The organism is Streptomyces sp. SBT349 (genome assembly GCF_001083795.1).
GTDB lineage: Bacteria > Actinomycetota > Actinomycetes > Streptomycetales > Streptomycetaceae > Streptomyces.
In genome coordinates, this window is sequence record NZ_LAVK01000237.1 from 1 (window position 1) to 12,130 (window position 12,130).

Sequence of the window (12,130 nt, forward strand, 5' to 3'; positions counted from 1 at the left end):
CCTCCCGGATCCCCCAGGAGCCGGGCCTCCTCCGCCACCCCCGGGGCGGGGTCCCCTTTGGAAGCTCCCCCCGTGCGGGTCGGTCCTGCTCCGGGCCGGAGAGGCCCTGCACGTGCCACCTCGCGAAGGCCCGGCAACCGCGACAGGAGGGCGTGCCGCTGCCGAGTGGAACAGTTCTCCCCTTCCGCACGGAACTTCCGCCCTGCGCGGACCCGGCACGCGACGCCTGGCCCCTGGACGCCACCTGCTGTGGACGAGAAGTAGCTCGCGCGGCACGCAACCGGCTCCGGCCCACCCACCGAGGCGGTCTGGAACCGGGTCTGGCGAGAGGTGGTCAGGAGCGGCAGAAGAGAAGGCACCTACGCGATCGAGCTGCTCGCCACCATCGACGCCCACTCAACTGGCAGACCATCGTCGGCGATGTCGTGACCGCCCGGATGCGGCTGAGGCAGGCCACCCAGGCGTACCGCTCTCCGGGCAGCACAGCGCCGCCGCCGCTCCCGGCTGGGCCCGTCGCCGCGGGGCGCGCCGTTCTCAGGTTTCGCTGCGAGTGGTCCGCGCGTGATGCCAGTACTGGGCCTCTTCACCGCTCACCCTTCTTGATGGCCTCTGGCGTGACGTCGATGCTGAAGGGGAGATGGTCTGCTGCTGCCCTGGCGGCGGGGGTGGTGTGAACCTGGTAGTTGACCAGGGCGGTTGCTGCGGGCCGGGTGGCGAGGGCCAGATCGATGCGACGGGGGTCCCAGGGGTCGGGATCGCCCTGTCCGTCCTCCCAGTGCCCGCATGTTGCGTGCGGGGGGACGCCCAGGTGGGCTGCTGCATCCACCATGAAACCGCGGCGCAGCAGGGTGGCGCTCTGCCACCGGTCGGCCGTCTGCTTCCGGCCGACCGTGCCGGGGAGTACCTGGTACTCCAGGTCGTCGTGATCCTGCTTCCGGTACGGCTCTCCGTCGTAGTAGGGCCGCCGCTGCAGCCGTGCCGGCCAGCGCCTGCGTCGCACGCGCGCCGCCGACAAGCCGTTGCAGTCGCCCAGGAGGAACCCCGGCCTGGCGCCGCCCGTGGTACGGAAGATGCCCTTCAATCGAAGTGCTTCGCCACCTCGGGCGTCCCCGCGGAAGGGATCGCCGTGGTAGGAGGCCACGGTGATCGGCTCCGGGCCGCCGGTGTCGAAGGCGAGGGTGGTGAGTCCGTGCCAGCAATCGCCGCGCGCCGTGGGGGCGGTAGCTGCCGGGGAGGATTCCCACCATGTCGGGGTTCCACAGGTTGGCGGTGTACCACGGTCGGTGGACGTTGGAGGCCATGGCGATGCCGTGGGGGTGCCCGGTTGTGGCACCGAAAAAGGCGGTCAGGCCGCAGTCGGCTGCGAAGTCCGCGATCAGCGTGGCTGCGGCGCCATCCCACGTGTCCGGTGGGGTCGAGGTCTCATCGATCACTACTTCCTGCAGGTTTCCGGCCGAGGAGTCGTTCGCGATGGCGCTGACCTGCGAATGAACGTAGCGGACGTGTCCTGGACGTGGGAAGCGGCATCGCGTGGACGGCGGCGTGACCATCCATCACGTGGACGGCAACCGGGTGGCCCGCTCCAACCACGCGGACTGCGCGGGCCAGGTGCGCGGCATCCAGAACCACCACATGGACGGCAACGGCTGGGCGGACATCGCCTACACCTACCTCACCTGCGTCCACGGCTACGTCTTCGAGGGCCGCGGCCCCGGCCAGCGGACCTCCGCCAACGGCACCGACCCGGGGAACCAGAACTGGTACGCCCTCTGCGGCCTCGTCGGCGGCGTCGCCGGAAACTACGACCCCGCCACGGCCCAGCTGATCGACGCCTTCCAGTGGGCGATATCCACGCTGCGCAGCACGGGCGGGGCCGCCTCTGCGATCAACCGTCACATGGACCACAAGGCCACCGCCTGCCCGGGACAGCTCTCCGCCTATGTCCTGAACGGCAGCCTCAACCCCGGCGGGGGCGGCACCAACCCGCCGCCCTGGCCCGGCGTGTACTTCAGGTACCCGCCGATCACCGCACACGCCAGCGTCAACACCTGGCAGCAGCAGCAGCGCAACCGCGGCTGGACGATCGGCGTCGACGGCCAGTACGGGCCCGAGTCGAAGTCCGTCTGAACGTCGTTCCAGACGGAGAAGGGCCTGGCGGTCGACGGCGTCGTCGGCCCCGCCACCTGGGCCGCCTCCTGGAGCTGACCGGCTGACCTCCGCCACCTCCTTCCCCCGTGGGCGCGGGGCCCGGCGCCCGCGGGGGAACCCCGTCCGCCGTCACGGCCCCCTCGGCCCCCGCGCCCCGCGCCCGTCCGGTGAGACGGCCTCACGTCCCGGTGAGGGGCCGGAGGGGGCGTCCAGCGGGTTCGCGGCCATGACCGTGGCGAGCCCGGTCCGGACCGCGCCCGCGGGCGAACTGTCTGGTTCACGCTCGGCTCGGGCTCGGAAGTACGCCAGAAGATCCCTGGTGAAATCGAGCCGGGGGTAGCGCTCCAGCACCTCGGCCCGGAAGCCGGGAGCGTGGTCGTCCAGGTCCTCGCCGGTGACATCCGTGGCGGTGGACCGGGCCAGCGGGTGTCCCTCCGGGTCCATGGCCACGTCCACCTGCCGCGAACGGGGCGGTGTGGCTGTCGAACTCAGGCACCAGACCGATGTCATGCAGCATCGCCGCGACATACGACCGTTCCGGGTCGAAGTGGATGCCGCGCGCTGTGCCGTGGACCGCCGCCTACACGTAGGAGCGCCGGGAATGGTTGAGCAGTGCGGAGGAGTGGTAGGCGGCCGCCCCTTTCAGAGCCGCAGCCGACGCGGCGGTGTCCGGCACCACCAGGTCATCGAGGTGCATCCGGGACATGGGAGGTGTAGGGGGCATGGAGGGCGGAAGGGGCGTGGAGTGCATTGTCACCCACCGTTCGGAGATGACGCCGAACGGGCTGATCACCCGGCGTCGGCGCGTTCGGCCCCACCGTGCCCGGACACGCCCGGCTACGGTGATCCGGCGGGGATCAGGCGCTGGAACGGGACCGGGTGACACCGCGGGCCCCGCCGAAGGCGACATGTGCCAACGGGCGCCCGTGCGCTCGTGGCCGCAAGACTCCATCACAGCAAGGACCTGCCATGCGTGCCATCACCGCCCGAGACCGCGACGCCGGCGTCGGCGGGCTCTCACCGACGGACCTGCCCCATCCCCACGCCGCGGAGAACGACGTCATCGTGCGCGTGCACGCCGCGGGGTTCACTCCCGGAGAGCTCGACTGGCCGGCGACGTGGTCCGACCGCGCCGGCCGCGACCGGACGCCGAGCGTGCCCGGGCATGAGCTGTCGGGTGTCGTCGCCGAGCTGGGGTACGGAACCACCGGCCTCACCGTCGGCCAGCGGGTGTTCGGACTCACCGACTGGACCCGTGACGGGTCACTGGCCGAGTACACGGCGGTGGAGGCCCGTAACCTCGCCCCGCTTCCCGCGGACATCGACCACACCGTGGCCGCCGCGCTTCCCATCTCCGGGCTGACCGCCTGGCAGGCCCTGTTCGATCACGCGCGGCTCACGACGGGGCAGACCGTACTGATCCACGGTGCCGCGGGCGGCGTCGGGTCGATCGCGGTGCAGCTTGCACGCGAGGCGGGAGCCCGCGTGATCGCCACCGGCCGGGCCGCTCACCGGGACACGGCACTCGGTCTCGGCGTGGACGCCTTCCTGGATCTGGGCGCCGACCGGCTGGACGATGCGGGCGAGGTCGACGTCGTGTTCGACGTGATCGGCGGTGAGATCCTCGACCACTCGGCCGCGCTGGTTCGCGCCGGGGGCACGCTCGTCACCATCGCCGCGCCGCCCACGGTCCCGCCCAGGGACGGGCGGGCCGTATTCTTCGTCGTCGAACCCGATCGCGCCCGGCTCGCGGACCTCGCCCAGCGGGTCAGGGACGGGCGGCTCACACCGATCGTCGGGGACGTGCGACCGCTCTCCGAGGTGCCCGCCGCGTTCACCTCCCACCGGCGCGCCCCCGGCAGGACGATCATCCGGATCGTGGAGGACCGAGTGGGGGAGCGGGCCTGACCGGCCCGCGTCGCAGACCGGCGGCACCCGGCGCCCGTGTCCGCGCCCCTCCTGCGGCCCCGCCCGAGGTGCGGGCGGCCGGGGCCTGTCCTAGCGTGGCGATGGTGTGGGTGCGCCCTCCCTTCCCGGCGGGGAGCGCCCACGCGCGCACCGGGACGTCCGGTGAGCGCCGACCCGTCGGTGGCACCGCCGGCCGTGCCCCCCGAGCACGAGGAGCCGCCGTCGTGCCTGACTCGACCGTTGGCAAGTATCTGGCGACCAGACTGGAACAGATCGGTCTCAAGCACTACTTCGTCGTCCCCGGCGACTACAATCTGACGCTGCTCGACCAGCTTGTGGCGAACCGCGGCATGGAACAGGTCGGAAGCTGCAATGAGCTGAACGCCGCCTATGCCGCCGAGGGCTACGCCCGTGTCCACGGCTGCGGCGCGCTGGTCACCACGTTCAACGTGGGGGCCCTGTCCGCCCTCAACGGGGTGGCCGGGGCCTACGCCGAGCGGCTCCCGGTCATCTTCATCTCCTCGGGACCCAACACCAACGACGAGGGCGGAACCCACTACCTCCATCACACGCTGGGCACCCACGACCTCTCCTACCAGCACCGCATCATCCAGCAGGTGACCTGCGCCGCGGAACGCGTCCAGCACGCCGAGAACGCGCCCGCGCAGATCGACCACGCCATCAGAACGGCTCTGCGCGAGCGCAAGCCCGCCTCCATCGAGATCGCGTGCAACCTGGCGGGCGTGCCCTGCCCCGCGCCAGGACCGTTCGACGCCCACCCCGGCCCGGCGACCGGTGACGCCCTGGCACTGGCGGCGGCCGTCGAGCGGACGGCCGCCGTTCTCGGGGACGCGAAGAAGCCGCTGCTGCTCGCGGGCGTGCACCTGCGCCCCTACGGCGCGGTCGGCGCCTTCCAGGAGCTCGCCGAGGCCCTCGGCTGCGCGGTGGCCGTCATGCCGAGCGCGAAGGGCCTGTTCCCCGAGGACCATCCGCAGTACGCCGGGATCTACTGGGGCGCGGTCAGCACCCCGGGATGCGAGCCGATCGTCGACTGGGCCGATGTGATCCTGGCCGCGGGACCCGTCTTCACCGACTACTCGACCGTCGGCTGGACCGCGCTGCCGGGCGCCGATCGTCTGATCACCGCGGAAGCGGGTTCCGTGCGCTGCACGGACACGTTGTACACCGGCGTCCCGCTCGCCGCCTACCTGTCGGCCCTGGCGGGGAAGGTCACCGCCAACAGCACCACGCTCGACCAGTACCGGCGGATGCGGACGCAGCGGGCCGAGCCCGAGGTCCTGGCCGCCGAGGGCGCGGACCCGCTCACCAGGGCCGAGCTGTGGCGCCAGATCCGCCAGGAGATCGACGCGAGGACCACGCTGCTCGTCGAGACCGGCGACACCTGGATGAACGGCATGTACTCGCACCTGCCCGACGGTGCCCGGTTCGAGATCGAGATGCAGTGGGGTTCGATCGGCTGGGCGCTGCCCGCGTCGTTCGGCTACGCCATGGGACTTGAGGAGGGCCGGAGGCTGATCTCCGTCATCGGCGACGGATCCTTCCAGCTCACCGCCCAGGAGCTCGCCAACCTCATCCGCTACGAGCGCGAGGTCCTGGTCATCCTCGTCAACAACCGCGGATACGTGGTCGAGTCGGAGATCCACGAGGGCGCCTACAACTACTTCAAGAACTGGGACTACGCCGGGCTGGTCACCACGTTCAACGCCGACGACGGCAACGGGCTCGGGCTCACCGCGACAACGGCGGATGAACTCACCTCCGCCATGAGCAGGGCCCGTGACCACAGCGGCGGCCCGGTCCTGATCGAGGCCCGGATCGAGCACGACGACTGCAGCGCCGAGCTGATCGAATGGGGAGCCAAAGTGGCCCACGCCAATGCCCGTCCGGCACATCGGGGCTGATCGCCCATGGCGCCGACCACCCCCGGGCTCGCCGACCGTTTCGTGGTCCTCGGACACAGTGACCAAGGCGGGCGCCCGGACGCCATGCGAGGAGGACTACGGCACCAGAGGCGGCCACTTCGGCCCGCACCATCTCCACGAGGACCGCCCCGGGAGCCTGGTCTCGGAAGACCCCATCTCGGCCGAGTACACCGGATGAGGAACAGAGCAGAGAAGAGCAGAGAAGAGAGGAAGACCATGTCCGGTGCCGAGACTGATGGGAAGCGAACGGTCCCGCTGGGGAGTTGGGTGGCGACCGACTTCGAGGTTGTCGCGGAGTTCCACGACAACATGCCGACGGGGCTCACGGTGACGGACGAGGGCAGGATCTTCGTTTCCTTCCCCAGGTGGGGGGACGAAGTGCCGTTCACGGTGGCCGAGGTCGTCGACGGCTCGCCTGTCGCGTATCCGGACGCCGAGGTCAACGCGTGGAGCGAGGAGCGGGCCGGCAGCTCGCTGGTCTCCGTCCAGAGCGTGATCACCGACCCGGTCGGACATGTGTGGATTCTCGACAGCGGGAGTCCCTCCTTCTCGCCCTGGGTCGAAGGCGGGCCGAAGCTGGTGGAGGTGGACCCGGCGAGTGACACCATCGTCCGCACGGTGCCCATCAGCCCGGAGGCGATGACCAGGACCACCTATCTGAATGACGTCCGGTTCGACTTCTCCCGCGGCCGGGCCGGATTCGCCTACATCACGGACTCCCAGCCCCGAGGCGCCCTCATCGTGGTGGACCTCCACGACGGCCGGAGCTGGGCCCGGCTCCGGGGACACCCCACGACATCGGCGGACGACCGGTTCCAGGCGATCGTCCAGGGCGTGGTCCACGACAACTACGCCGTCGGCGTCGACGGCATCGCCATCAGCGCGAGCGGCGACACGATCCACTACTGCTGCCTGGCGGGCCGACGCCTCCACAGCGTGGACGCCGACGCCCTCACCGACCCCTCGGGGGACGAGGAGGATGTCGCGGCCACGGTGGCGGACCTGGGGGACAAGTGCGCATCGGACGGTCTGGAGTCGGACACCGAGGGCTACCTGTACGCGACCGCCTACGAGCACAGCGCGGTCATCCGGCGCGCTCCCGACGGGACGTGGTCGACCGTCATGCACGGCCCCGAGCTCCTGTGGCCCGACACGCTCGCCGTCGCGGCCGACGGCCACCTGTACCTCAGCGTCAACCAGCTGCCCCGCGCACCGCTGTTCAACGACGGCGACGACACCCGCGTCCCGCCCTACCGGGTGATCAGGAAGCACCTGGGGTGCCGGCCCGTCCGCCTGCGGGGGAGCCATTGATGGGCGCCCCGACGATGCGGGTCGTCGCCGCGTACCAGGGGCTGCCCGTCAACGACGAGAACAGCCTCCAGGACGTCGAACTGCCCGTCCCCGAACTGCGCCCGTCCGACGTGCTCGTCCGTGTGCGGGCCGTCTCGGTCAACCAGGCCGATGTGCAGATCAGAGCCGGGCTCGGCAGGTCCACGACACCGCGCGTCCTCGGCTACGACGCCGCGGGCGTGGTCGAGGCCGTCGGCCCTGAGGTGACCACGCTCGCGGTCGGTGACGAGGTCTGGTACGCGGGTGACTTCAACCGCCCCGGGACCAACGCCGAGTTGCACGCCGTCGACGAACAGATCGTTGCCCACAAGCCGTCCACCCTCGACTTCGCGCAGGCCGCCGCGTTGCCGCTGACCGCCATCACCGCCTGGGACACACTCTTCGACCGCTTCCGTCTCACCTCCGACTCCACCGGCGTCCTGCTGGCCATGGGCGGGGCCGGCGGAGTCGGCTCGATCCTCATCCAGCTCGCCAAGGAGCTGACGGCACTACGCGTCCTCGCCTCCGCCTCCCGGCCCGAGTCCCGGGCGTGGGCACAGCGGATGGGCGCCGACGACATCGTCGATCACCACGACCTGGTGGCCACGACCTCGTCGGCAGCCCCCGAAGGAGTGGACTACGTGCTCAGCCCGCACTCGCGCGGCAACATCGAGGCCTACGCGGAGATCATGCGGCCGTTCGGCCACATCACCGCCATCGACCAGCCCGAGGGCCTCGACCTGCTGCCACTGAAGCCCAAGAGCATCGCCTGGCACTGGGAGCTGATGTTCACCCGGACCATGAACCGGACCCCGGACCTCATCGAGCAGAAGAGGCTGCTGGATGCCGTCGCCGGCCTCGTGGACGACGGCCGAATCAGAACGACGCTCGGCCCCGCCGTCGACGACTTCTCCGCCGCCGGACTGCGGGAGGCGCATCGCATGGTCGAGTCCGGCCACACCACGGGAAAGGTCGTCGTCACCCGGTGACGGCCGTCGGCACCACCACGGTCACTGCCCGGCGTCGGCCTTGTGCCGCCAGCAGTCCCAGGCACGTTCCCGCAGCCGGTCGTCCACCAGGACGTCGGCCGCGGTACGCGCGAGCGCGGTGGCGGCGGCGAGCATCGTCTCCCGGCCCCGGGCGCCGCCCGCGGCCCGACCATCAGCGACACGGCGAACACCACGACGCCGGTCGGCAAACGAGAGCAGGGCGTCCGCAGTCACCGCCGCCACGAACATCACGGACACCGTTAGATGCGGCCGGAAAACTGCAGGGTGAGGATGTCCGGCTTGGCCTCCCTGATGGCGGTGACGCGTGCCGTCCAGTCGGCGGTGCCTTGTTCCGTCGGGCCGAGTTTGTAGGCGTTGAGATTCGTCAGCCGCACCGTGCGCACGAACGCCTCCTTGAGGTGGTTGAAGACAGCGGGGACGGGCGGGGCGCTTGCCCCGGGGCTTCGAACGCGGTGCGAGGAGTTGCCGGCATCTCGGCGTCGAACGCTCGCCATCCGATCACGGCGTGGGGGGAAGGAGCGCGTCGCCAGGGTGCGAGGTCACCAAACGCCGCCCCGGGGGGAAGGCCGAGCGGCGGGCGGGTGGGGTTGTGCAGGTCGACCGCTCGCGACAGCCGTGCTCACGGTCCGGAACGGGGCGGAGCCGGGAAGTGCGGTTACGTGCCGGCGGCTGCCGCGCAACGCACCTTGAGCGCGCGGTGGGCCCATTCGGCGCCCCACTGCAGCCGAGTGCCGTCGCTGGGTTCTTCGGACGAGGGCAGTTCCATGGCTGTGGTGAGACGCGGGTGGTATGCCGTCAGCTCGCCGAAGAGGGCGCTGATCTGGTCGTCGGCGACACCGGCGAGGTCGTGACCGCGGGCGATGAGCCCCTCGCGGATCACCGTCTCGAACGGCGGCTCCCGGGTCTCCAGCGCGGAGACGACCGCATCCGCCGGCACGTCGCTCACCGCGACCAGGTCGCGGTCCCAGTCTCCGGCATACAGCAGCAGTGCCAGGGCGCCTGGGGCTGAGCTGAACGGCCCGTGGGAATAGGCCCGGGGCCACACCGGCTCCAGCAGCCCGGCGGCCCGGTGCAGCGAATCGTGCCACCGAGGCTCCCACGGCCAGTCGCGCGGGCCTCGGAGTGCCGACAGGCGGCCGGCCGTCCACCACAAGCTCTATAGGGCGTTCATGAGACCAACCTACCCAGCCGCGCCATGGACCGACCCGACGCCGCCCCCCGCTGCCTGCCAGCCAGCATGCGCCGGGTGTTCGCCGAGCCCGAAGACGCCGCGGCCAGCTGGGCGGGCAGGACGCCCGGCCGCGGCCCGGCACGGGTGGACGGGGCTCAGGAAGCGATGGCCCGCAGCGGTGCGGGGCGTTCACCTCCGGCCCTGATAGGGCTCGTTGAAATCGGCCACCCCCTGCTCGGGGATTGGTCAGACCTGCTCGGGGTGACTCCCCACCCGCTGGCCACGCCACAGCCACGGACGATCCGGCCCGGAGCGGAGATCCCGTTCCGTGAGCCGTTGGCGCGCGCCCTCCGGCCGGCGCTGGTACGGCGAGTGCGCACCCCATTCGGCCGGGCAGGGCCTGCGAGCTGTTGGCTTCGTCAAGGTCGGGAGTGGCTAGCGGTTCAGTCCAGGACGGCGAGGTGGTCGGCGGCACCTCCGCGCCACTCGATGAGGAAGAGGGTCGCGTCGTCGCTGGTGACCCCGCCCCGTGCTTCCTTCAGAGTGTGGGAGAGCCAACGCACCACCCCCCGGGGCCTTTCTCCGGCTTCCCCGATGCGGTTGACACTGCGGATGAGTTTTTCCTCGCCGAACTGCACTCGGCCGGGTCCGTGCTCCTCGATCACCCCGTCCGTGAAGCACAGCACCCGGTCGCCGCGCTGGAGCATCTGCTCACTGATCCGTGGCTGTTCACCGCCGAAGCCGACCGGCAGGGTGGTCGGGCTCTCCAGCCGCCGGACGACGCGGTTGTCGCGGATGAGCAGCGGTGCGGGGTGGCCCGCGTTGACCCATTGCAGGTGGCCCGTTGTGACGTCCAGGCGCATCATCTGCGCGGTGGTGAAGTGGTCGGGCCCGAACTGCTTGGAGATGGCCCGGTCCATGAACGCGTAGATCTCGGCCAGGTCGATGCTGGCGCGCCTGGCATGCCGGTAGGCGCCGATGGCGACGGTCGCCATGGTGGCGGCGTCCAGGGCGTGCCCCATGGCATCGACCACGGCCACGTGCAGGAGGTTGTCGTTGAGGGCGTAGTCGAAGCTGTCACCGGCGATGTCGTAGGCCGGTTCGAGGATTCCGGCCACCCCGACCTGCGGCACGGTCATGGCCAGCGGCGGCAGCAGGGACCACTGGATCTCCGCGGCCAGGCTCATCGGTTCGCGACGTCGGGCCCAGAAGAACTGGTCGGTGTAGCTGTGCTTGGTGACCAGCATGTCGGCGACCAGGCCGGCCAGCCTGCGCAGCAGCCGTCGGTCGTCGTCATCGACGGTGTCCAGAGTGAGGGCCATCACGCCGACCTGGTCGCTGCCGTCCAGCAACGGCAGGTACATCCGGACGCCACCGGCCTGCGACACCTCGACGGCGGACGCGCGCAGGAAGGCTGCGCCGGCGTCGGAGTCGCCGATGCTCTGGGGCTCGCCGACCATCAGCCCTCTGCCCGGCAGCGGCACGAGCATCAACTGTGCGTAGTCCTGGAGGAGGATCGAGACGTCCCGGCCGCCGACCTTGGCCACCTCCTCCGCGATCAGCGGGGCGATCAGCTGTGGCGGCATCTCGTGCGCCCGGTCCAGCAGCAGCCCCAGCAGCCGCTCGCCGAACCCTTCCGACCGATCCACCGTGCCCTGATGGCCGGACCGCGCCTCGCGCTGCGCCATGGCCGCACCCTTTCGCCCTGTGGGCCGTACTGTCCGGCTTCGGCGGCTCCTGGAACGGCCGTGATCATCTCGCACAGAGTGGCGTGGCCGACCGGCCCGACGTGCCCATTGGGCCAAACGCGGCATGTCACGCCCCGTTCAGGGAGATGGCTCCGATCTCACTGCCCGGGTGGTCTCATCCAGCGGGTCGGAACCCCTTGGACGGCCCGACGAGCCGCACCACGGCGAAGCGAGCACTGCGCCTTCCGGCACGCGGGCGACTTCAATTCCTTCCAGGCCCTGACCACGGCGGCGTTCGTCGCACCGATGGTGGTTGAGAACCGGACCGAATGAGGCGAAGAGTGAGCCTGGCCGAAATCAGAGATCCCCATCAGCCCGCCGCGCGGGTCCGCTGGATGTCGAGGATCAGCACGTTCCCGGCCGAGACGAAGCCGAGCTGTTCGTAGAGGCCGGCTGCTTCTGGCCTGGCCTGCAGGGTCACGGTCGGGCACCCGCGCTCGCCGGCCAAGGCGATGAACGCGTTCACCACGGTGCGGGCGTAGCCGCGGTGGCGGTAGGCGGGCATGGTGACCACGCTGCTGAGATGGGCGGTCAGGCCTCGGGCATTGTCCGGTCGGCAGAGGCCCTGGTGGATGAAGCCGACAGCAGCGGACGCCAGTCGACTCGTCTGGTCGGGTGCGTCGAGGACGACTGCGATGCAGTGGGGGTCGCGGTGGAACATCCGCCGGGCCAGACCGGCGCCGTGGGTGGTGCGCCAGGTGTCGGTCACCGGCTGGCCGAGTCCGCCCGCGACGTGGAGGCGGGTCAGTTCTTCGATGTCGCGAACTTCTGCTGCCCGGGGTGCGGGATGGGTGGTCCTCACGTCGTCGTCTCCGGGTGGGCGAGCAGGTGGAGCCGGTCGGCCATGGTGCGGGCGGTGGGCCGGTGCGCGGG

General features: G+C 70.9%; 12 protein-coding genes and 1 pseudogene. 6 read left to right on the forward strand and 7 right to left on the reverse strand.

The genetic code is table 11. The features are described 5' to 3' along the window. Positions 1-583 precede the first annotated feature (583 nt). Positions 584-1,081 carry a hypothetical protein gene (locus ADY01_RS36130; RefSeq protein WP_053171175.1) on the reverse strand — a complete coding sequence of 166 codons (498 nt, stop codon included), beginning with the start codon at positions 1,079-1,081 and terminating at the stop codon, positions 584-586. A gap of 461 nt (positions 1,082-1,542) precedes the next feature. On the opposite strand from ADY01_RS36130, the gene ADY01_RS24730 reads away from it, so the two are divergent. Both ADY01_RS24730 and ADY01_RS40840 read left to right on the forward strand, forming a co-directional pair. Beyond that, the gene (locus ADY01_RS24730) at positions 1,543-2,127 is read left to right on the forward strand and encodes a peptidoglycan-binding domain-containing protein (protein ID WP_234320392.1); all 585 of its coding nucleotides are present in this window, start codon (positions 1,543-1,545) and stop codon (positions 2,125-2,127) included. Positions 2,128-2,133: 6 nt separating this feature from the next. Beyond that, positions 2,134-2,205 (forward strand): annotated as a pseudogene (locus ADY01_RS40840) (peptidoglycan-binding domain-containing protein); the annotation flags it as partial. Between the two features lie 72 nt (positions 2,206-2,277). Here the strand turns inward: ADY01_RS40840 and ADY01_RS40845 are convergent. After that, positions 2,278-2,592, reverse strand: a complete 315-nt coding sequence (locus ADY01_RS40845) for a hypothetical protein (RefSeq protein WP_234320393.1) — start codon at positions 2,590-2,592, stop codon at positions 2,278-2,280. A 525-nt stretch (positions 2,593-3,117) separates the two neighbouring features. Between ADY01_RS40845 and ADY01_RS24740 the strand changes: the two genes are divergently transcribed. The 4 genes from ADY01_RS24740 (at position 3,118) to ADY01_RS24755 (ending at position 8,317) form a co-directional block, all read left to right on the forward strand. Beyond that, a complete protein-coding gene (locus ADY01_RS24740; protein WP_049577914.1) occupies positions 3,118-4,056 on the forward strand; it encodes an NADP-dependent oxidoreductase in 939 nt (312 codons plus the stop codon). 224 nt (positions 4,057-4,280) lie between these two features. Continuing rightward, complete coding sequence (locus tag ADY01_RS24745) at positions 4,281-5,978, forward strand: alpha-keto acid decarboxylase family protein (protein WP_049577917.1); 1,698 nt, start codon at positions 4,281-4,283, stop codon at positions 5,976-5,978. A gap of 237 nt (positions 5,979-6,215) precedes the next feature. After that, positions 6,216-7,310, forward strand: coding sequence for an L-dopachrome tautomerase-related protein (locus ADY01_RS24750; RefSeq protein ID WP_049577919.1), 1,095 nt, complete (start codon positions 6,216-6,218; stop codon positions 7,308-7,310). Further along, positions 7,310-8,317: a zinc-binding alcohol dehydrogenase family protein gene (locus tag ADY01_RS24755; RefSeq protein WP_049577922.1), complete on the forward strand. Its 1,008-nt coding sequence runs from the start codon at positions 7,310-7,312 to the stop codon at positions 8,315-8,317. Before ADY01_RS24750 ends, ADY01_RS24755 begins: the two co-directional genes overlap by 1 nt. Before the next feature lie 21 nt (positions 8,318-8,338). On the opposite strand, the gene ADY01_RS39895 is transcribed toward ADY01_RS24755, so the two are convergent. The 5 genes from ADY01_RS39895 to ADY01_RS24770 all read right to left on the reverse strand — a co-directional run bounded on the left by ADY01_RS39895 (position 8,339) and on the right by ADY01_RS24770 (position 12,059). Next, positions 8,339-8,575 carry a hypothetical protein gene (locus tag ADY01_RS39895; protein ID WP_199826301.1) on the reverse strand — a complete coding sequence of 79 codons (237 nt, stop codon included), beginning with the start codon at positions 8,573-8,575 and terminating at the stop codon, positions 8,339-8,341. A 2-nt stretch (positions 8,576-8,577) separates the two neighbouring features. Next, entirely contained in the window at positions 8,578-8,721 is a 144-nt protein-coding gene (locus tag ADY01_RS39300; protein ID WP_159001391.1) for a hypothetical protein, read from the reverse strand. A 272-nt stretch (positions 8,722-8,993) separates the two neighbouring features. Further along, positions 8,994-9,284, reverse strand: coding sequence for a hypothetical protein (locus ADY01_RS39305; RefSeq protein ID WP_159001393.1), 291 nt, complete (start codon positions 9,282-9,284; stop codon positions 8,994-8,996). Between the two features lie 668 nt (positions 9,285-9,952). Then, positions 9,953-11,197, reverse strand: a complete 1,245-nt coding sequence (locus ADY01_RS24765) for a PP2C family protein-serine/threonine phosphatase (protein ID WP_049577928.1) — start codon at positions 11,195-11,197, stop codon at positions 9,953-9,955. A gap of 370 nt (positions 11,198-11,567) precedes the next feature. Further along, positions 11,568-12,059: a GNAT family N-acetyltransferase gene (locus ADY01_RS24770; RefSeq protein ID WP_078900575.1), complete on the reverse strand. Its 492-nt coding sequence runs from the start codon at positions 12,057-12,059 to the stop codon at positions 11,568-11,570. Between the last annotated feature and the right edge of the window lie 71 nt (positions 12,060-12,130).